Here is a 21,098-nt window from a genome sequence, read left to right on the forward strand (position 1 = left end):
GTGCCGGGCGAGATGATGCGCGACGCGGCGATGAGCAGCATCGCCGATGTCATCCGCTACGTCCCCGGCGCGACCGCGCACCAGGGCGAAGGCAACCGCGACCAGGTGGTTCTGCGCGGCAACGCCACGACGGCGGACTTCTTCGTCGACGGCATCCGCGACGACGCACAAACCTTCCGTGACCTGTACAACCTCGAGCGAGTCGAAGTGCTGAAGGGACCGGCAGGGATGGTATTCGGTCGCGGCGGCGCGGGCGGGATCGTCAATCGCGTGACCAAGCGCCCGGTGTTCGGCCATGTCGGCAACGCACAGCTCACCGTCGGCAGCGACAGCCAGGTGCGCGGCTCGGTCGATATCGGCAACAAGATCAACGATGCGGCCGCGTGGCGACTGAACGCGATGGGCGAAAAGTCGGACAGCTTCCGCAACGGCGTCGAACTCGAGCGTTACGCGATCAATCCGACCGTGATCCTGACGCCGAGCGCCGACACGTCCTTGACCCTGGGCTATGAACACCTGCGCGACGACCGTACCGCGGACCGCGGCTTTCCATCGTTTGCCGGCCGGCCGTTCAATGCCGACCCATCGGTGTTCTTTGGCAATGCCGACCAAAGCCGCTCGAAGGCAACTGTTGACGGCTTTTCAGCGGTGCTTGATCACGACCTGGGCGGCGGCATGCAGCTGAAGAACAGCTTCCGCGCGACGCGTTACGACAAGTTCTACCAGAACGTCTATGCGGGCAGCGCTGTCAACGCCGCTGGCAACCTGACGCTATCGGCTTACAACAACGCCAACAAGCGCACGAATATCTTCAACCAGACCGACCTCACGGCGAAAGTCCGCAGCGGCGACATCGAGCACACGCTGCTGGCAGGCGTCGAACTGGGTCACCAGGACAGCACGAACTTGCGCCAGACCGGCTTCTTCGGCAGCGCGACCAGCGCGACGGTCTCCGCAAGCAATCCGTTCGCCGCGACGACGCGCTTCCAGTCGACCGGCACCGATGCCAACAACCGCGTGAAGGCTGATATTGCCGGCGTGTACGTACAGGACCAGATCGCGCTGTCGAAGCAGTGGAAGGTGCTGGCCGGCGTGCGCTATGACCATTTCAAGGTCGACTTCGACGACAAGCGCACGACGACCACGCCGGTCGACCTGGCGCGCACCGACAATGCATTCAGCCCGCGCCTCGGCGTAATCTGGACGCCGACCGACACGTCGACCTACTACGCCAGCTACAGCTATGCGGTGCTGCCGTCCGGCGAGCAGCTGAGCCTGGCGCCGAATACCTCCGACCTGGCGCCGGAGAAGGCTAAGAACTATGAAATCGGCGCACGCTGGGATGTGCAGCCTGCGCTCACGTTGTCAGCCGCCCTGTTCCGGCTCGACCGCGATGAAGTCCGTGTGGCCGACCCGGCTCGCGCAGGCTTTTTCGTGAAGACCGGCCAGCAGCGCACCGAAGGCCTGGAACTCGGCCTGCAGGGTGATGTGATGCGCAACTGGCAAGTGTTTGCCGGCTATGCCTTCCTCGATGGCCGCATCACGAAGGCGACCTCGTCCGGTCCGGCGGGCGCGAAGATCGGCCTGGTGCCCGACCATGCCGCGTCGATCTGGAACAAGTTCACCCTCGGCGGCGGCTGGGGACTGGGCCTGGGCGTGGTGTACCAGTCGGATTCCTACACCTCGTTCACCAACACGGTGAAACTGCCTTCCTTCACCCGTACGGACGGCGCGGTGTACTACGACTTTGCCGACGGCAAGACGCGCCTCGCGCTCAATGTCGAGAACCTGTTCGACAAGGCGTACTTCCCGACCGCGAACGGTGACAACAACATCAGCCCGGGCGCGCCGCGCAATGCCCGCCTGACCTTGTCCACGTCGTTCTGATCAGAAGCCGACGGCGAGCGTGGCGTAGAGGGCCAGCACGGAGCCGGCGAAAGCCGATCCGTAGCAGGCCAGTTTGGCTGCCGGCCCGGGATGGATACCGACGTCGTGCAGGCTCTTGAAAATCCGGTGCGCCGCGTGCCACAGGTAAAGCACGATGACCGCGACGATCCCCAGCTTGCCAAGCACCGTTTGCGCGAAGCCGAGCATGTTCTGGTAGCTCATCACATCGGGCGAAAGGATGAAGCCGATCGGGATGGCGATGCCGGTGATGAACACGAGTACCGGTCCGGTCAGCGCCGACAGCATGCCGCCGGCACCGAACAGTGCCCAGAATATGGGAGCGTTGGAACGTTTTGTCATGATGCAAGGCTCCAGACCGCGAAAAACAGGACCAGCGTTGCAAGCGCGGCAGCGGCGAGTCCGGCGCCCGTGATGATGCGCGGGCCGACCCGTTTTCCGCCCATCACGATGGGTGGCATCGTCTTGGGCATGATGTCGAACCAGCTCCACGTATGGTAGAGCATCGCCGCCAGCGCCGCCACGTGCAGCGCCACCGAAACCGGGTGCCGCAGCACGGCCCCCCAGGCATTGAATGCCGCCTCGCCCTTCGCCAGGCACAGCATGCCGGCCAGCAGGATGAAAGCGTAGGCCGCCACTACCAGCGCCGTGAGTTCGCGCGCCATGTAGCGCACGAAGAACGGATTCTTGCGCCACCAGCCCGTCATCGGGCGCACGTAAGGTTTGCGCGGATCGCTCATTTTTTGCCTCCGCGTCGTCCCAGCAGATTGGCGAAGAAATCCTTCGCGCTGTTGATCTTGTTGATGTTCACCGCATTCGCCGGGTCCACGCCCTTCGGGCAGACCTCCGAGCAGTAGCCGACTGCGGTGCAGTTCCAGACACCCTCTTCCGCACTCACCAGTTCCATGCGCTCGGCCTGTCCGCCGTCGCGGGTGTCGGAGTTGTACCGGTGCAGCAGCGCGAGCACGCCGGGGCCCATGAAATCCTTGTTCAAACCGTATTGCGGACAGGCTGCGTAGCACAGCATGCAGTTGATGCAGGAGCTGAACTGCTCGTAGCGGTCGCGCTCTTCCGGCGTCTGCAGGTATTCGCCCTGGTCGAGCCGCCGCACTTCCTTCGCGACGATGTAGGGCTTGATGCTTTCCAGCTTGCTGATGAAGTCGTCCGGCCGCACGACGAGGTCCCGCTCAATGGGAAAGTGGTTGAGCGGCTCCACCCGCACGCCGCCCGGGAAGAAGTCGCGCAGGAAGGTGTGGCAGGAAAGCTCAGGTTTGCCATTGATCATCATCCCGCAGCTGCCGCAGATCGCCATGCGGCAGGACCAGCGGTAGCTGAGCGTGCTGTCGAGTTCGTCCTTGATGTATTGCAATCCCTGCAATACAGACATGTCATCGGTGAACGGCACGGCATAGCGCTGGAAAAACGGCTCCTTGTCCTGCTCGGGCCGGTAGCGCAACACTTCCATTTCGATGGTCCTAGGCATGTGCGCTCTCCTTTCCCTGCAGCGCTTCCCCGGCGGCACCGTAGGCGCGCACGGCGGGTTGCGAACGGGTGATCTTCACGTCGCCGTAGCCGATACGCGGCGCGTCACCGCCCGCGTAATGCGCGAGCGTGTGCTTGAGGAAGTTGACGTCGTCGCGCGCCTCGAAGCCGTCGAGCCGCTGGTGCGCCCCGCGCGATTCCTTGCGGTTGAGGGCCGAATACGCCATCGCCTGCGCGACGTCGAGCTGGAAGCCGAGCTCGATCGCCTGCAGCCAGTCCGTATTCCAGACGCTGGATTTGTCGTCTACCTTCACTCGCGCGAAGCGCAGCTTGAGTTCGTCGATCTTGTCGCAGGTTTCCTGCATTTCGCTGCCGATGCGGTAAATGCCGCAGCCGCGCTCCATACTGAGCGCCATTTCCTTGCGCAACACCGAGATGCGTTCCGTGCCGTCGTCGCTGCGGACCAGCCCGACGGCGCGCTGCATCGCGGCTTCAGCCTGCCGTTCGAGCAGCGACGAATCGCTCAAGGTCGCGGCATGCGCGAAGCGAGCCGCTTCCTCCCCGGCCACCTTGCCGAAGACGCACAGCTCGGCCAGCGAATTGGAGCCCAGCCGGTTCGCGCCGTGGATGCCGACGCTCGAGCATTCGCCCACTGCGTACAGGCCCGGCAGCGGCGCTTCGGTCCGGCCGTTCACCAGGATGCCGCCCATCGTGTAATGGATCGCCGGGCGCACCGGAATCGGCTTGTGCACCGGGTCGATGCCCATGAAACGCTCGGCCAGTTCGCAAATCAGCGGCAGGCGCTCGCGGATATGCTTCTCGCCGAGATGGCGCAGGTCGAGCAGCACAGCGGATCCTTGCGGTGTGCTGACGGTATTGCCCTTGCGGTCTTCATGCCAGAACGCCTGCGACAGGCGGTCGCGCGGACCGAGCTCCATCGCCTTCTTGCGCGGCCACGGATCCGGTGGCCCGAGCCCGTAATCCTGCAGGTAGCGGTAGCCGTCCTTGTTGACAAGGATGCCGCCCTCGCCGCGACAGGCTTCGGTGAACAGCAGGCCGGTGCCCGGCATCGCGGTCGGGTGGTATTGCACGAATTCCATGTCGCGCAGCGGCACGCCGTGACGGTAGGCGAGCGCCATGCCGTCGCCGGTGACAATGCCGCCGTTGGTGCTTTGCCGGAATACGCGGCCCGCGCCGCCGGTCGCAATGATGACCGCCTTCGCCTTGATAAGCACGAAGCGCCCGGTGCTGATCTGGATCGCAAGCACGCCTTGGCAGCGGCCGTCCTCGACGATCAGGTCGCAGCAGAAGTATTCATCGAAGCGCTTGATGGACGGGTATTTGATCGAGGTCTGGAACAGCGTGTGCAGCATGTGGAAGCCGGTCTTGTCGGCCGCGAACCAGGTCCGCTCGATCTTCATGCCGCCGAACGCGCGCACATTGACGTGGCCGTCCTCCTTGCGGCTCCACGGGCAGCCCCAGTGCTCCATCTGCACCATCTCTTCGGTGCAATGGGCGACGAAGTAGTCGACGACGTCCTGCTCGCACAGCCAGTCGCCGCCGGCCACGGTGTCGTTGAAATGATGGTCCAGGCTGTCGTGCTGCTGCACGACGCCCGCCGATCCGCCCTCGGCTGCCACCGTGTGGCTGCGCATCGGATAGACCTTGGACACCAGGGCTACCTTCAGCCGCGGATCCTGTTCAGCCACCGCGATCGCGGCGCGCAGTCCGCCGCCTCCCGCCCCTACGATGGCTACGTCAGCTTCGAAAATTTCCACGTTCGCACCTCGGTTCCAAGGCCTTGCTGTTCCGGTAAGCAATGCTCTAGAACCAATATAGGCGCGTTGAATTTCAGCGCAAATGACTCAGGTCAACGATATCGGGAAGGCGGCTGGAAGGAGGAGATGCGAAAAGCCTGCGGGTCGTGGGAGGGAGATGCGGAAGCGGGTTGGCGATTCGGGCTGCGCTGTTCTGTTACTGCATGGCGGCCGCCATCGTGGAGCGCATCCGGTGTCACGAACCTCCACTATTCCCAGTTTTCCGTCCCACGGCCGGCAGGCTCTGCGGATGGAACGACTTTACCGGAGCAGGTTTGAGGGGCGTTGAGCTTGCTCAAGTTGCATCATTTGCTCGTTGACGACATCGAAACATCGAACTCGCAGCACTTCCGTGGCCTGATCGACAATTCGCATTGCGAGGCTGGCATGCAGAATGACTAAATTCTGCGGCATGGATGCCGATAACCCTAACACGTGGATTACGCACGCCGGTTGCATTTCAATATTCGCAACCCTCCATCCGCATTTCAAGTATTAGACAGGTCGCTGCATGGCTTTCACCGATAACCAACTCGCCTTGATCAAGCTGTATCTGGCCAGCTTCAACCGCGCACCCGAGAAGAACGGGCTCGACTACTGGTCCACACAACTCGCGTCCGGCAAATCCTTTTCGAGCATTGTGTCGACGGTGTTCAGCCTGGACGTGGTCAAGGCGATCTATCCGGATGTGCTGCCGGACGATGCCTTCCTGACGCAGATCTACATCAACATCTTCAACAAGCTGCCCGACCCGGAAGGCCTCGGCTACTGGATGGGCAAGCTCGCACTCGGCGCGCAGCGCAGCGCGCTGGTGATGGACATGATCAACGCCGGCCTCGGCGTCCCCGACGGCACACCGGGCAAGGCCTTCATCGCCAATCGTTACACGGCGGCGCAATACGCAGTCAACGTGCAGTTGGAGCAGAACGCGTCGTACAACGTGAACACGCTGAAGTCGGCCATGGCGAGCGTCACCGGCGACACCGCTTCGATCCTGACGGCGAACAAGATCATCGACGCGATCAACACCGGCGGCCTCGACGGCCCGCTGAACCCGATTTCCGTCACCGGCGCCACGAGCGGCTATGTCAACGCCGCGGCCAAGGCCGCCGGCCTGTCAGCCGTCATCGACCTCACCGGCACCAATGCCGTTGCGGGGAACACGGTACTCTTCCTTGTCAACGATGCGCTGTTCCCGACTTCCATCACCTACCTCCTGACCGCGACCGACATCAAGGCCAACAAGGTGACCGTCAAGCTGCCCACCACGGCCAACTGGGGCACGGACGGCACCAAGGTCTTGAGCGTGAAGATTGCCGATGTCCCGAATGGCAAGATCAGCGGCGCCGGCGGCCATGTCACGCTGATCGTCGACGTCACCGCGCCGAGCGCACCGACACAGGCCATGACAACGGCCACCGCTTCCCTCGCGACCAACGGCATCAGCGCCGCACAGAAGGCGGCCGGTGTTGCGGTAGTCGTCAACCTTTCCGGGACAGGCGCAGCTGTCGGCGATTCCGTCAGCATCCTGCTCGGCGGTGTTGCGTTTACGACGCCGGTGACACGCGTATTGACCGCTTCCGACATCTCCGCCGGCACGGCCACCGTGACCATCGGCGGGACTTCATCCTGGGGCACGGACGGCAGCAAGACGCTGACGGCGCGGATCACCGATGCCGCCGGCAATGTCGGCGCCGCCGCGGGGGCGCTGACCGTGATGCTCGACTCGCTCGGCCCCACGCTGTCCACTGCATCGCCAGCCGACAACGCCACCAACGTGGCCCTCGCGGGAAGCATTGTCCTGACCTTCAATGAAAACATCGCAGCAGGCACTGGCAATATCGTCATCAGCAACGGTATAGGCGACACGCGCACCATAGATGTGAGCGACTCCACCCAGGTCACCATCGCCGGCAAGACGGTCACAATCCAGCCCACGCTGAAGCTTCTGCCCAGCAGCGCCTACAACATCCAGATGGCGAGCGGCGTCATCACGGATACGGCAGGCAATCCCTACGCTGGCATCAGCAACATCACCACGTTGAACTTCACCACGTCCGCACTGCCCTCCTATACGGTTGCGCAGGCAGCGACCGCGGTAGCGGCGGACCCGACGGTGCAGTTCGTGCTCAGCGATACCGCGGCCAACCTGGCGCTGGATGCCGCGACCAACAGCGGGGCCGGCACATACACGACGAATCGCGCCATCGTATTTACGTCGACACCGAGCATTGCGCAACTGGCGGCAGTCGATGCAGCAACCACCGGCACGCTGACCTATACCGCCGTCTCCGATACGGCGGCCAACCTGGCAACCAATACCGGCGGCTACGTCAAAGCCGGCATCAACGTCACGGTCACTGACACCGCCACCATGAGCCAGCTTGCCGCCATCGACCTTGACAACACCACCGGGTCGCTGACCTATGCGAGCGGCATCGCCGACACTGCCGCCAACCTCCAGGCGAACAGCGGCGGCTACGTCAAGGCCGTGACAAACGTGACGGTGACCGACGCGCCGACGATCGCACAATTGACCGCCATCGACGCCGCCAACACCACAGGAACACTGACCTATGCGTCGGCGGTTACCGATACCGGCGCCAACCTGCGCACCGATGCGCTGCTTAACAGCGGCGCCGGCAAGTATGTCACCGCGCACAATGTCGTCTTCACCACCGTCGCCAGTATCGCGCAGCTGAGCGCCGTGGATGCTGCCACCAGCGGCACGATGACTTATGCGCTCGGTGTGTCGGACACCGCCGCCAACCTGTATGCGGACGCCATCAGCATCGCCACCGGCCGGCCGTATATTGCCGGCCACGATGTCACCATCACCGATGCCGCGACGATTGCGCAACTTACCGCCATCGACGGCGCGACGACCGATACGCTGACCTATACGGCGGTCGTGGACACGGCCGCCAACCTGTTTGCCAACACCGGCGGCTACGTGAAGTCCGGGACCAATGTCACGGCCACTACTGCGGCCACCATCGCACAATTGACAACCATCGACACCGTGAACGGCAGCGGCACGCTCAGCTACACCGCGGGCCTGGCCGACACGGCCGCCAACCTTGCCACAAATACGGGCGGATACGTCACGACCGGCGTCAATGTCACCGTGACGACGGCCGGCACCATCGCGCAACTGACTGCCATCGACGCTGCAAATACCAGCGGCACGATGACCTACGCGTCGGGCATAGCCGACAACTTTGCCGGCTACGCTGCTTCAACCGTGATCATCAACCTGATCAATGCGGCCACTGCAGGCACGGTCGCCTTCACGAATGCAGGCGCCGAGACAACGCTGAATGTATCCGCACTGACGCTGGGCGTGACGATCAACGGCAACGGCACGGCGGAAACGCTGACGGGCGGCGGCGGCGCAGACACCATCATTGGCGGCGGCGGCAACGACACGATCGCCGGCGGCGCCAGTGCCGACACGATTACCGGCGGAGCCGGCATGGACACGCTGACCGGCGGGGCGGGAAACGACACCTTCAAGTTTTCGACGGGAGATACCGGCGCGACGACCGGCACGGCGGACAGCATTAGCGACCTTGCGGTCGGCGACCGTATCGACCTGTCCGGATTGACAAATCCCGTCACATTGTTTGCGAAATTGGCGAAGGCGACGGTGCTGAGCGGAGATGCCGCGACAGTGACACTGGCGGGACTGACGGACAGCACCTACGACGCCTGGATCGCCACGGTGGGCGGCAACGACTACCTGGTCTGGGAAACGGCCGCCGACGGATCGGCGACGGAAGTGGTCCTGATCGGGACCGCTGCACCCGGCACGCTCGCCAACTGGACCTTTGCATCGAATGTGATCACCGTGGTGGCCTGATGCGGTGATGAAAGGAAAATGAAGCAAGCCGATAGGCCGGATTCTGTTACGGCGGCCGGGCAAGCCCGGCTGCTATGACAGCCATTCCTCTAGGCCGTGGATTGCTCCACGGCTCAAGCTTTCTACCCGCACGCTCCGCGAGCAGCATCAATGCGTGCCTATTTGAAATTGCTCCGGGTGGAGGTTACCGCGTTTCACCGTAACTTAATACGCTCGTCTCTGTGGCCCTGTTCCGCGCCTCACGGCGGACGGCCGTTAGCCGTCACCCTGCTCTATGGAGTCCGGACCTTCCTCCCGCCACCTTGCGGCGGCCAGCGGCTGTCTGGCTTGCTTCAGGCGGTATTGTAGCCCACGCGGGCAGTCGCGATATGCTACGTTAGTCTTTTTTCACGTAAATCCATCATGGCAAACAGAACCGGCGGACAAATCCTTGTCGATGCGCTCAGGACCCATGGCGTCGACATCACCTTCGGCGTACCGGGGGAAAGCTACCTCGCTGTCCTCGATGCCTTGCATGACGCGCCGATCCGGTTCATCACCTGCCGCCAGGAAGGCGGCGCGGCCTTCATGGCCGAAGCCTACGGCAAGCTGACCGGCCGGCCCGGCATCTGTTTCGTCACGCGCGGACCGGGCGCGACCAATGCGTCGATCGGCGTGCATACCGCGCAGCAGGATTCGACGCCGATGATCCTGTTCATCGGCCAGGTCGGCAACGACTTCGTCGAGCGCGAAGCCTTCCAGGAAATCGATTACCGCCGCATGTTCGGCACCATGGCCAAATGGGTTGCGCAGATCGATCGCGCCGACCGCATTCCTGAATACATCGCGCATGCATTCCAGGTTGCCACCAGCGGACGCCCGGGACCGGTCGTGCTGGCACTGCCGGAAGACATGCTTGCAGAGGTTGCCGACGTGCGCGACGCACGTCCCTACCAGCCGGTGCAGGCCGCGCCTTCCGCCGCGCAGATCGGCACGCTGCGCGAGATGCTGGCCGCCGCGCAACGTCCACTCGTTCTGCTGGGCGGTGCGGGCTGGAGCGCGGAAGCATGCGCCGACATCCGCCGCTTCGCCGAAACCAATGCCTTGCCGGTTGCGTGTGCCTTCCGCTTCCAGGACCTGATTGACAACTGTCATCCGCACTATGCTGGCGACGTCGGCATCGGCATCAACCCGAAACTGGCGGCACGCATCAAGGATGCCGACCTGCTGCTCGCCATCGGCCCGCGTCTGGGCGAGATGACGACCAGCGGATATACCTTGCTTGAAGCCCCCTGCCCGCGGCAGAAACTCATCCATGTGCACAGCAGCGCGGAAGAACTCGGGCGCGTGTACCAGGCGGACCTGATGATCAACAGCGGCATGCCGCAGATCGCGTCCATGCTGGCGGCGATGGAACCGGTCGACGCATCGGCCTGGAAAGATTCCGTGCGTGCAGCCCGTGCCGATCTTGAGGCATGGCAGCAGGAGCCGCCGGTGTTCAGGAATGGCGAGGCAAAGCTGAACCTGTGGCGCGTGGTGCAGACGCTGAAGCAATCCCTGCCCGCCGACACCATCATCACCAACGGCGCCGGCAATTTCGCCACCTGGGCGCATCGTTTCTGGCCCTACGGCGGCTTCCGCACGCAGCTTGCGCCGACTTCCGGCGCGATGGGATACGGCGTCCCCGCCGCCGTCGCAGCACGCATCATTGAACAGCAGCATGGCCGGAATCGCAGCGTACTCAATGTCGCGGGCGACGGCGACTTCCTGATGACGGGCCAGGAACTGGCGACAGCGGTGCAGTACCGTGCCGGCGTCCTGTTCATCATCTTCAACAATGGCGCTTACGGCACGATCCGCATGCACCAGGAGCGCGAATATCCGGCACGCGTCTCGGGCACGGCGCTGCAGAATCCGGACTTTGCCGCCCTTGCCCGCGCCTATGGAGCATTCGGCGAGCATGCGGACACGACAGCCGGCTTCGAGGATGCCTTGCAGCGCGCGCTTGCGCATATCGCGGAGACAGACCTGCCGGCGCTGATCGAACTGCGCTACGACGCCGATCTGATTTCGCCAAATGCCACACTGCAATCGATCCGACAGGCGGCGCAGGAGAAGCAGCGCTCCGTTTAATGCAGGAAATGCCTTTGCGCAGGTTCCACAATTCGATTCACGCGCAGAATTTTTTCGTCCGGATAATGTCAAGAGCATCATATCGGGGCCAAGCCGGCACCCGAGGCACCGCATCGACATTTCCTCCTGACCATGGCACTCGTCTCCATCACTGAGGCTGCTCGACTTGCGCGACGGAATCGCTCGACGATCTACCGCGACATCGAGAAGGGCCGCCTGAGCAAGACCGTCACGCCCGACGGCGAGACGCAGATCGACACGTCGGAATTGCTGCGCGCCTACGGCAACCTGTACAGCGCGGACGAGGGGGACGCGGGCGACGAAGCGTCGCGCGACAAGCTCAAGATCGCGCTGCTGGAAGAACGCAACCGCTCGCTGGAACGCGCGCTTTCCCTTGAAGCCGAACTGCGCAAGGTCAAGGACCAGGTCACCAACGAATTGCGGGCGCGCATCGCCGACAAGGAAAACGTCATCAAGGTGCTGGAGAGCAAGGTCCTGTTCCTCGAATATGACAAGCAGATGGAAACGCATCCGGAAGACAATACTCTTCCGCCGGAAAGCGCGTTGAACGATCCCGGCGCCACACAACCGCCCATGCGACCAAAGCAGCGTTGGTGGAAGGCGATCATCGAGAAGCGGAAAAAAGCGCCACCGCGCAAGTAATCCACGGCGCGTAATGCAGGAACTTCAACTCTCCCGCTTTCTCCAAAAGCAGTCCCCCGCGACGCGCGGGAAGACGTTCACCCACTTGAAAGGAGGCACATCATGCGCATAGCCGATGCGATGACACGCGACGTCCAATTGGTCAGTCCGGACCAGAGCATCATCGAGGCGGCAAAGATGATGGCGGATGGCGACTGCGGTTCGCTGCCGGTGGCGGATAACGACCGCCTGGTCGGGATGGTAACGGACCGGGATATGGTCGTGCGCGCCCTTGCACAGGGCAAAACCGATTGCAAGGTTCGCGACGTCATGAGCCAGGACATCAAATACTGCTTTGAAGAAGACGACGTCGACGATGTCGCACAAAACATGGGAGATCTGCAGATTCGCCGCCTGCCTGTCCTGAGCAAGGACAAGCGCCTGGTGGGAATTGTTTCGCTGGGTGACATCACCCAAACGACCGACTCGGATATTGCCGGAGAAGCGCTGTCGTCAATCAGCGAAAAGGCATCACAGCACAGCAGCACTGGTGCGCGCCCGCACTGACCGCATGGAAGGCGGGAGGGCCATGCCCTTCCGCCTTTTTTTCAATCAGGCAAACTTGGTGAAGTCCGGGCGGCGCTTTTCGAAGAAAGCGGTGAATGCTTCCTTCGCTTCCTGCGACATCAGCATTTCGCCGAAATGCCTGTTCTCTTCCATCATGCGCGCATTGATCGCTTCCGCCTGCGCGCCCTTCATCAACCGCTTGGTCACGCGCAGCGACGATGCAGGCAGCGCCGCCAACTTGGCTGCCTGGGCATGCGCTAGTTCCGCAACTTCGGCCACAGGCACAACCTTGCTGACCAGGCCCATGTCATAGGCTTCCTCGGCGTGGAAAGCTTCTCCCAGCAGCAGCTTTTCTGCCGCACGCGGATAGCCGACCATGGCCGGGAACAACATGCTCGACGCAAATTCCGGGCACAGGCCGAGCTGCGTGAACGGCATCGCGAACTTGGCATTGTCTGCCGCATAGACGAGGTCGCAATGCATCAGCAGGGTGGTGCCGATGCCGACCGCATTGCCGGCCACCGCCGCAACTACCGGCTTGCTGGCAGCGCTGAGGTTGCGCATGAATTGGGCAACGGGACGATCGCCCACATCTGCCGACGAATTCTTCATGAAATCTTCCAGATCATTGCCGGCGGTGAATACCTCCGGCTTGCCCTGGATAACGATCGCGCGAACAGCGGTGTCGCTTTCCGCGTCCTTGAGCGCATCCGCCATCATCTGGTACATCGCCGAGGTGATGGCGTTCTTCTTTTCCGGACGGTTGAATTCGATCGTCAGGACGCCGTTTGCCTTGCTGGTGAGAATATCCATGAAGTCTCCGCTGAATTTTTTCCGATGTTAGCCTGCGGCAGGGATTGTGTCTGTCATGGTCTTGACAGTCCCGCCCCAGAAAAAAAGCCGCACAGCTCATCGCTGCGCGGCTTGTCAATTACTGCTCGATAGTCAACCTTAGACGCGTTCAAAGATGCCTGCCGCACCCATGCCGGCGCCGACGCACATCGTGACCATGCCGTACTTCAGGTTCTTACGGCGCAGTGCGTGGATCACGGTGGCGGAGCGGATCGCGCCGGTCGCGCCCAGCGGGTGGCCGAGGGCGATCGCGCCACCCATCGGGTTGACCTTCGCGGGGTCGAGGCCGAGGTCTTTCACCACCGCCAGCGATTGCGCGGCAAACGCTTCATTCAGCTCGAACCAGTCGATCTGGTCCTGGGTGATGCCGGCGGCGCGGCACGCTGCGGGAATCGCTTCCTTCGGACCGATGCCCATGATTTCCGGCGGCACGCCGCGTACCGAGAAGGAAACAAAGCGGGCCAGCGGCGTCAGGTTGAACTGCTTCAGGATCTTTTCACTGACGACGATCAGCGCACCTGCGCCGTCGGAAGTCTGCGAGCTGTTGCCCGCGGTGACCGAGCCCTTGGCGGCAAACACCGGCTTCAGCTTGGCCAGGCCTTCGATGCTGGAGTCGCCACGCGGACCTTCGTCGAGGCTGACGGTGCGGGATTTGATATCAATTTCACCGGTCGCCAGGTTGGGGAAGCGCTCAATGATCTCGACCGAGGTCATTTCATCGGCAAATTCGCCGGCCTGCTGCGCGGCGATTGCGCGACGGTGCGATTCGAGCGAGAAGGCATCCTGCTCTTCGCGCGAGACCTTCCACTGGTTGGCAACTTTCTCGGCGGTCAGGCCCATGCCGTAGGCCAGGCCGACGTTCTCGTCCTTGAAGACGGCGCCGTTGATCGAGGGGTGATGACCCATCATCGGCACCATGGACATGGACTCGGCGCCGCCGGCGATCATCACGTCGGCTTCACCGACGCGGATGCGGTCGGCGGCCATTGCGACGGCGGTGATGCCGGATGCGCAGTAGCGGTTGATGGTCACGCCGCCGATGGTGTTCGGCAGGCCGGCCAGCACGACAGCGTTACGTGCCATGTTCATGCCCTGCTCGGCTTCCGGGAAGGAGCAGCCGATGATCGCGTCTTCGATCAGCTTCGGATCGAGGTTGGGCACTTGCGCAACCGCGTTCTGGAGCACGCGCACCAGCAGGTCGTCCGGACGGACGTTCTTGAACATGCCGCGCGGCGCCTTGCCGATCGGGGTGCGGGTGGCGGCGACAATGTATGCGTCTTGAACTTGTTTCGTCATTTTCTGTACTCCAGATCCGGATTAGTTGCGGACGGGTTTGCCGGTTTGCATCATGCCCATGATGCGTTCCTGCGTCTTCGGATTGTTCAGCAGTTCCACGAAGGCCTTGCGCTCGAGGTCGAGCAGCCACTGTTCGCTGACCAGGCTGCCTTGCTCGACGTCGCCGCCGGAAACGATCTCGGCGATCATCGCGCCGAGCTTGAAGTCGTGCGCGGAGATGAAGCCGCCGTCACGCATGTTGACCAGTTGCGCCTTGATCGTATTGATGCCGTAGCGGCCGGTCACCGGGATCAGCTTCTTGGCCGCAGCGCGGTAGCCTGCGTCGAACATGGCGCGGGCTTCCGCCTTGGCGACATACAGCAGCTCATACGGGTTGAAGACGATGGTGTCGCTCTGCTTCAGGTAGCCCATCTGCTGCGCTTCCAGTGCGGACTTCGACACGTTCGCGGTCGCTGCGTTGGTGAAGTAGGTCTTCAGGAATTGCAGGATGTCGTTGCCCTTCGCATCGTTGGCGGCGCGGACGGCGGCTTCCTTCAGGCCGCCGCCTGCCGGCACCAGGCCCACTCCCACTTCGACCAGGCCGATGTAGGATTCGATCGAAGCCACGCGCTTGGCAGCGTGCAGCATCAGTTCGCAACCGCCGCCCAGTGCGAGGCCAGCGACGGCGGCCACGACCGGAACGTTGGCGTACTTCAGGTTCATCAGTGCGTTCTGCAGCTTCGACACTTCCGGACCGATTGCATTCGCGCCGCCTGCCATGAAGGCCGGCAACATCGCCTGCAGGTCGGCGCCGGCGGAGAAGGCACCGCCTTCGGTCGCGTCGGCATTCCAGAGCACCAGACCCTTGAAGTTCTTCTCGGCTTCTTCGATCGCCTTGGCCAGACCGGCAACGACGCCCGGGCCGATGACGTGCATCTTGGTCTTCGTCGACAGGATCAGCACATCATCGTTCTGGTGCCAGATGCGGACGGAGTCGTCTTCGAATACGGTGGTGCCGCCATTCGTGCCGTCGGCCACGCCTTCACCGGCGAGCGGTGCGCGGAATGCCTGGCGCTTGTAGACGGGCAGGTCGAGGCGCGGCACATAGGCCTTCTTCGCCGGCGACCATGAACCTTCCGGCGTGTGCACGCCGTCGCGGCCGTCGAATACCCACTGCGGCAGCGGCGCATTGCACAGCGCCTTGCCTGCATCGATGTCTTCCTTGACCCACTGGGCGACCTGCTGCCAGCCAGCGGCTTGCCAGCCTTCGAACGGGCCGTTCTTCTGGCCGAAGCCCCAGCGCAGCGCGAAGTCGACGTCGCGCGCGGAGTCGGCGATCGATTCGAGGTGCACGGCGATGTAGTGGAAACCGTCACGGAAAATGGACCACAGGAATTGCGCCTGCGGATGCGTCGATTCGCGCAGCGCCTTCATGCGCTTGGCGGGATCCTTTTCCTTCAGGATGCGCACGACCAGCTCGTCAGCCTTGCCGGTGGACGGCACATAGTCGTTCTTCTCACCGTCAAAGCGCAGGATTTCCTTGCCCGCCTTCTTGAAGAAACCGGCGCCGGTCTTCTGGCCGAGCGCGCCGGCGGAGACCAGTTTCTCGAGCAGTTCGGGCGTCTTGTAGACCGGATAGAAGGGATCGGACTGCAGGTTGTCCTGCATGGTCTTCATCACGTGGCCCATGGTGTCCAGGCCGACCACGTCCGCCGTGCGGAAGGTGGCGGACTTGGCGCGGCCGAGCTTGGTGCCGGTCAGGTCGTCGACCACATCGACCGGCAGGCCGAACTTCTGCGCTTCGTACATGGTCGCCATCATGTTGAAGACACCGACACGGTTGGCGATGAAGTTCGGGGTGTCCTTCGCGCGCACCACGCCCTTGCCGAGGGTGGTGGTCAGGAAGCCTTCGAGCTGGTCGAGGATTTCCGGACGGGTCGCGCTGGTCGGGATCAGTTCGACCAGGTGCATGTAGCGCGGGGGGTTGAAGAAGTGGACGCCGCAGAAGCGCGCACGCAGGTCTGCGCTGAAGCCGTCGGACAGCGCGGTGATCGACAGGCCGGAAGTGTTAGAGGCGAAGATCGCGTTCGGCGCGATGTGCGGCGCGACCTTCTTGTACAGGTCGTGCTTCCAGTCCATGCGCTCGGCGATCGCTTCGATGATCAGGTCGCAGCCCTCCAGCACGTCGAGGTTGTCTTCGTAGTTGGCGACCCCGATCAGCGCGGCGTCTTCCTTGTTGCCCAGCGGTGCCGGGCTCAGCTTCTTCAGGTTTTCGATGGCGCGCAGCACGATGCCGTTCTTCGGGCCTTCCTTTGCCGGCAGGTCGAACAGCACGACGGGCACTTTTGCATTGACGCAGTGGGCGGCGATCTGCGCGCCCATCACGCCTGCGCCGAGGACGGCGACTTTCTTGACGATGAAGTTGGACATGGGGGTTCCTTTAAATTCGTATCGGAAGTTCCCTCCCCTTCAAGGGGGAGGAGCAGGGGTTTCGCAGGGCATGCCCTGCGCCTGCGGAGCGGTGCAGGCTTGCAAGCCTGCACCTCTTTCCTACTGGGTGGGGATGGGTTTTGGTTGCGCGGAATTGCTGCGGAAACCCATCCCCCACCCAACCTCCCCCTTGAAGGGGGAGGAGCGACTACGGTGGCGCGTTAGAACAAGTCTGCTTCAAGCGCCATCAGGTTGGACGCGCCGGAGCGTGCCTGACGGATGAGCATGGCGGTTTCCGGCAGCAGGCGCGCAAAGTAGAAGCGTGCCGTGGCCAGCTTGGCCTTGTAGAAGTTGTCGCCGGACGCTTCCTTCTCCAGCGCGATCTTCGCCATCTGCGCGAAGAAGTAGGCGAACACCATGTGGCCGACGACGCGCAGGTAGGGCACGGCGGCGGCGCCGACTTCATCCGGATTCTGGAAGGCCTTCATGCCGATTTCCATCGTCAGCTTGCCGACCTTGTCGCCGATGTCGCCCAGCGGCGTGATGAATTCGGACATCTTTTCATCGGTGCCGTTGGCTTCGACGAATGCCTTCACCTTGTCGCCGAATTTGCGCAGCTTGGCGCCGTTGTCCATCAGGATCTTGCGGCCCAGCAGGTCGAGCGACTGGATGGTGTTGGTGCCTTCGTAAATCATGTTGATGCGAGCGTCGCGCACATACTGCTCCATGCCCCATTCGGAGATGAAGCCGTGGCCGCCGTACACCTGCATCGCTTCGGACGTGGCGATCCAGCCGTTGTCGGTCAGGAAGGCCTTGATGATCGGGGTCAGCAGCGCGACTTCGTCGGCGGCGTCCTTGCGCACCAGCTCGTCCGGGTGGTTCAGTTCGCGGTCGATCTGCAGTGCGATGTAGGAGCTGAATGCGCGGCCGGCTTCGGCGAAGGCCTTGGCGGTCAGCAGCATGCGGCGCACATCCGGGTGCACGATAATCGGGTCGGCCGGCTTGTCCGGCGCCTTCGGGCCGGACAGGCTGCGCATCTGCAGGCGGTCCTTCGCGTACACCAGTGCATTCTGGTACGCGACTTCGGTCAGGCCGAGGGACTGCATGCCTACGCCGAGGCGGGCGGCGTTCATCATCACGAACATCGCGTTCAAGCCCTTGTTCGGCTCGCCGATCAGCCAGCCGGTGGCGTTGTCGAGGTTCATCTGGCAGGTGGAGTTGCCGTGGATACCCATCTTTTCTTCGATGGCGCCGCAGAAGATCGGGTTGCGCTTGCCGAGCGAGCCGTCCGCGTTCGGAATGAACTTCGGCACGATGAACAGCGAGATGCCCTTGGTGCCCGACGGTGCGTCCGGCAGGCGGGCCAGCACCAGGTGCACGATGTTCTGGGACATTTCGTGTTCGCCGGCGGAGATGAAGATCTTGCCGCCGCTGATCTTGTAGGTGCCGTCGGCTTGCGGTTCAGCCTTGCTGCGCAGCATGCCGAGGTCGGTGCCGCAGTGCGGTTCGGTCAGGCACATGGTGCCGGTCCATTCGCCTGAGACCAGCTTGGGCAGGTACAGCGCCTTCTGTTCGGGCGTGCCGTGCTCGTGGATGCACTCGTAGGCGCCGTGCGACAGGCCGGGGTACATGGTCCATGCCTGGTTGGCCGAATTCAGCATCTCGTAGAAGCAGTTGTTGACCACGATCGGCAGGCCCTGGCCGCCGTATTCCGGGTCGCAGGACAGCGCGGGCCAGCCGGCTTCGACGTACTGCTTGTAGGCGGCTTCAAAACCTGCCGGCGTCTTGACCTTGTGGGTTTCCTTGTCGAGGTGGCAGCCTTCGCGGTCGCCCGAATGGTTCAGCGGGAACAGCACCTCGGACGCAAATTTGCCGCCCTCTTCCAGCACCTGGTTGATGATGTCCCTGTCAATCTCTGCGTGTGCAGGCAATTGCTTGAACTCATCCTCCACCTTGAGCAGTTCGTGCAGCACGAACTGCATGTCACGCAAGGGAGCGACGTATTGACCCATGTTATTTCTCCTGACGGCTAAAACTGATTAGGCTGACTTTTTGGCAGCGGTTTTGGGGTTCGTTTTCGCAGCCGGCTTCTCGGCCGGTTGCGGATTCGTATAACTCTTGATCAGTCGTTCGAACCCGACTTCGGCGCGGTTCACGCTGCCGGGCAACTTCAGGAAACGGGCGTCATGGTGCAGGGCAAGGATCAGGCCGTACATTTCGAATACGAGCTGGTCCGGATCGGTTTCGGAGGACAGGTGTCCCATTTCCACCGTCTGTACCACACAGCGGCGCAGCGCATTCTTCCATGCGCGGACCATGCCGGCGAGCTCCTCGCGGATCGCACCGGGACGGTCGTCGTACTCGACCGCGCCGCTGATGTAGATGCAACCGGACGCAATTTCAACCGACACACGCTTGACCCAGCGGGCAAACATCGCCTGCAGGCGGGGCAAGCCGCGCGGCTCTTTCATGCTCGGATAGAACACTTCCTGCTCAAACTGGTGGTGGTACAACTTGACGACTTCGATCTGCAAATCTTCGCGTGAACCGAAATGCGCGAACACCCCCGATTTGCTCATGTTCATCTTGTCTGCAAGCAGACCGATGGTGAGCCCTTCCAGCCCGTTCCGGCTGGAAATGTCGAGCGCTACATCAAGAATCGCGGCGCGGGTGAGTTCGCCTTTACGCATCAATTTGGGTGTCGAATCAGTCATGGTAGTTGCCACGGTAATGCCCTATCAAAGATCAAAAAAACAACGCGGTCGAACTGAAGCGAACGCTCGTACTATTATCTACCGCAGTATAAATGTCAAACAGGAACTTAGAGGGTCGATTCTAGTCGCCTCCAGAGGGAAAGCCGGCGCAAGACAAGGGCCGGAGAGCCCTAGAGCTTGTCCAGCTGCCGCCTGTCGCGCTTGGTTGGCCGCCCCTTGATTTCCTCCCCCGGCTCCCGGAACAGCTTTCGTTGTTCTGCCTTCTTCTGCCGCTCCGTGATGCTGCGCTCGGTCTCGGTATAGAGGGTTTGCGCGACGGATGCCGATCCGCGCGTATCCGACAAGCCCTGCACCACCACTTCCCATTCGGTGGAACCGTTGTCGATTTCCAGAATGTCTCCTTCCTTCACGCTGCGCGCGGGCTTGATGCGCTCACCATGCAGGCGCACCTTTCCGCGATCCACAGCGTCGGTCGCCATCGAACGGGTCTTGAAGAATCGTGCGGCCCACAGCCACTTGTCGATGCGGACGGAATCGCTCATTGGTATTTTTCTGCAATAGGTTTCATTTTATAGTCTGGTCGTGCTTTTTCTATCGTGCGCTGCAATAAAAACCGCTGTTTTGTCAATCCGCTCAAGGACCGCGCAAAAAAAATTGTCCATAATATAATTCCGCATCCCTCCTCACCGGACCGCACGTGGCGACAGACGAACAGCACAATGCGCGCCTGAAATCCCTGCTCGCCGCCACGGCAGGCAAGGACATGTCCGCCTTCCGCACCCTGTATGACGCTACTTCGGCGAAACTGTTTGCCTTCGCGCTGCGTATATTGGTCAAGCGGGAACTGGCCGAGGAAGTGCTGCAGGAAAGCTTTGTGAACATCTGGAACAATGCCTCCAGCTACCAGTCCGGCCTCGCTGCGCCGATGACATGGATGACCACCATCGTGCGCAACAAGGCATTCGACCTGCTGCGCCGGCTGGACGACGACGTGGAAATCGATGCCGACACCTTCGACAAGGAAGTCATGGAAGCCCTGGAAAGCCACAGCCCCACGCCGATCGAAGCATTGAAGATGAGCGGCGATGCCCAGGCCCTGGCGCGCTGCCTGTCGAGGCTGGAGGGGCTGCACCGCCAGGCCATCGCGTTGGCGTTCTACCATGACCTGTCGCACAGCGAAGTCGCCGGCCGCATGCAGCTGCCAATCGGCACCGTCAAAACCTGGATACGGCGCGGGCTGGAGAAATTGCGCCTGTGCCTGTCGAAGCTGGAGGGTGCATGAACCTCCGGCACCTCAGGGCCAACAACCGCCTGCGCGAACAACTTGCTTCCGAATACGTGCTCGGCACCCTGCGCGGTGGGGCGCGGCGGCGGTTTGAAGGCTGGATGCAGGAAGACGCGCTGCTGCGGAGGACAGTCACGGAGTGGCAGGACCGGCCC

Annotated in this window: 16 protein-coding genes and 1 other RNA gene; 6 read left to right on the forward strand and 11 right to left on the reverse strand. The window is 62.5% G+C overall.

The window, feature by feature from the left end; translation table 11 throughout:
* On the forward strand, nucleotides 1-1,887 hold a 1,887-nt coding region (locus AYR66_RS12860), incomplete at its 5' end, for a TonB-dependent receptor (protein ID WP_088707798.1).
* Here AYR66_RS12860 and frdD read toward each other — a convergent pair.
* The 4 genes from frdD to frdA are packed head-to-tail and all read right to left on the reverse strand — an operon-like array spanning nucleotide 1,888 to nucleotide 5,165.
* Nucleotides 1,888-2,247 carry a fumarate reductase subunit FrdD gene (gene frdD, locus AYR66_RS12865; protein ID WP_088707799.1) on the reverse strand — a complete coding sequence of 120 codons (360 nt, stop codon included), beginning with the start codon at nucleotides 2,245-2,247 and terminating at the stop codon, nucleotides 1,888-1,890.
* The gene (locus AYR66_RS12870; protein WP_088707800.1) at nucleotides 2,244-2,645 is read right to left on the reverse strand and encodes a fumarate reductase subunit C; all 402 of its coding nucleotides are present in this window, start codon (nucleotides 2,643-2,645) and stop codon (nucleotides 2,244-2,246) included. Before AYR66_RS12870 ends, frdD begins: the two co-directional genes overlap by 4 nt.
* Nucleotides 2,642-3,388, reverse strand: coding sequence for a succinate dehydrogenase/fumarate reductase iron-sulfur subunit (locus tag AYR66_RS12875; protein WP_088707801.1), 747 nt, complete (start codon nucleotides 3,386-3,388; stop codon nucleotides 2,642-2,644). The genes AYR66_RS12870 and AYR66_RS12875 overlap by 4 nt, the downstream gene beginning before the upstream one ends.
* A complete protein-coding gene (gene frdA, locus AYR66_RS12880; RefSeq protein WP_088707802.1) occupies nucleotides 3,381-5,165 on the reverse strand; it encodes a fumarate reductase (quinol) flavoprotein subunit in 1,785 nt (594 codons plus the stop codon). The genes AYR66_RS12875 and frdA overlap by 8 nt, the downstream gene beginning before the upstream one ends.
* 550 nt (nucleotides 5,166-5,715) lie before the next feature.
* Here frdA and AYR66_RS12885 point away from each other — a divergent pair.
* On the forward strand, nucleotides 5,716-9,066 hold the full coding sequence (locus AYR66_RS12885) for an Ig-like domain-containing protein (RefSeq protein WP_088707803.1): 3,351 nt from the start codon (nucleotides 5,716-5,718) through the stop codon (nucleotides 9,064-9,066).
* Nucleotides 9,067-9,082: 16 nt separating this feature from the next.
* On the opposite strand, the gene rnpB is transcribed toward AYR66_RS12885, so the two are convergent.
* Nucleotides 9,083-9,400, reverse strand: an RNA gene (gene rnpB / locus AYR66_RS12890) — RNase P RNA component class A.
* 68 nt (nucleotides 9,401-9,468) lie between these two features.
* Here rnpB and AYR66_RS12895 point away from each other — a divergent pair.
* The 3 genes from AYR66_RS12895 (at nucleotide 9,469) to AYR66_RS12905 (ending at nucleotide 12,387) form a co-directional block, all read left to right on the forward strand.
* Complete coding sequence (locus AYR66_RS12895; protein ID WP_088707804.1) at nucleotides 9,469-11,178, forward strand: thiamine pyrophosphate-binding protein; 1,710 nt, start codon at nucleotides 9,469-9,471, stop codon at nucleotides 11,176-11,178.
* A 132-nt stretch (nucleotides 11,179-11,310) separates the two neighbouring features.
* Nucleotides 11,311-11,841 carry a hypothetical protein gene (locus tag AYR66_RS12900; protein WP_088707805.1) on the forward strand — a complete coding sequence of 177 codons (531 nt, stop codon included), beginning with the start codon at nucleotides 11,311-11,313 and terminating at the stop codon, nucleotides 11,839-11,841.
* A gap of 102 nt (nucleotides 11,842-11,943) precedes the next feature.
* Nucleotides 11,944-12,387: a CBS domain-containing protein gene (locus AYR66_RS12905; protein WP_088707806.1), complete on the forward strand. Its 444-nt coding sequence runs from the start codon at nucleotides 11,944-11,946 to the stop codon at nucleotides 12,385-12,387.
* 45 nt (nucleotides 12,388-12,432) lie between these two features.
* On the opposite strand, the gene AYR66_RS12910 is transcribed toward AYR66_RS12905, so the two are convergent.
* The 6 genes from AYR66_RS12910 to AYR66_RS12935 all read right to left on the reverse strand — a co-directional run bounded on the left by AYR66_RS12910 (nucleotide 12,433) and on the right by AYR66_RS12935 (nucleotide 20,200).
* Complete coding sequence (locus AYR66_RS12910; RefSeq protein ID WP_088707807.1) at nucleotides 12,433-13,200, reverse strand: enoyl-CoA hydratase; 768 nt, start codon at nucleotides 13,198-13,200, stop codon at nucleotides 12,433-12,435.
* 138 nt (nucleotides 13,201-13,338) lie between these two features.
* The gene (locus AYR66_RS12915; protein ID WP_088707808.1) at nucleotides 13,339-14,535 is read right to left on the reverse strand and encodes an acetyl-CoA C-acyltransferase; all 1,197 of its coding nucleotides are present in this window, start codon (nucleotides 14,533-14,535) and stop codon (nucleotides 13,339-13,341) included.
* Between the two features lie 21 nt (nucleotides 14,536-14,556).
* Nucleotides 14,557-16,944 (reverse strand): 3-hydroxyacyl-CoA dehydrogenase/enoyl-CoA hydratase family protein, encoded by a 2,388-nt coding sequence (locus AYR66_RS12920; RefSeq protein WP_088707809.1) that lies wholly within the window; start codon nucleotides 16,942-16,944, stop codon nucleotides 14,557-14,559.
* 221 nt (nucleotides 16,945-17,165) lie between these two features.
* Nucleotides 17,166-18,956 carry an acyl-CoA dehydrogenase C-terminal domain-containing protein gene (locus AYR66_RS12925; protein WP_088707810.1) on the reverse strand — a complete coding sequence of 597 codons (1,791 nt, stop codon included), beginning with the start codon at nucleotides 18,954-18,956 and terminating at the stop codon, nucleotides 17,166-17,168.
* Between the two features lie 27 nt (nucleotides 18,957-18,983).
* Nucleotides 18,984-19,634: a TetR/AcrR family transcriptional regulator gene (locus tag AYR66_RS12930; protein ID WP_088709792.1), complete on the reverse strand. Its 651-nt coding sequence runs from the start codon at nucleotides 19,632-19,634 to the stop codon at nucleotides 18,984-18,986.
* 194 nt (nucleotides 19,635-19,828) lie between these two features.
* On the reverse strand, nucleotides 19,829-20,200 hold the full coding sequence (locus AYR66_RS12935) for an RNA-binding S4 domain-containing protein (RefSeq protein ID WP_088707811.1): 372 nt from the start codon (nucleotides 20,198-20,200) through the stop codon (nucleotides 19,829-19,831).
* A 221-nt stretch (nucleotides 20,201-20,421) separates the two neighbouring features.
* Between AYR66_RS12935 and AYR66_RS12940 the strand changes: the two genes are divergently transcribed.
* Complete coding sequence (locus AYR66_RS12940; protein WP_088709793.1) at nucleotides 20,422-20,940, forward strand: sigma-70 family RNA polymerase sigma factor; 519 nt, start codon at nucleotides 20,422-20,424, stop codon at nucleotides 20,938-20,940.
* The last annotated feature ends 158 nt before the right edge of the window (nucleotides 20,941-21,098 follow it).

Source organism: Noviherbaspirillum denitrificans, from assembly GCF_002211445.1.
Lineage (GTDB): Bacteria > Pseudomonadota > Gammaproteobacteria > Burkholderiales > Burkholderiaceae_D > Noviherbaspirillum > Noviherbaspirillum denitrificans.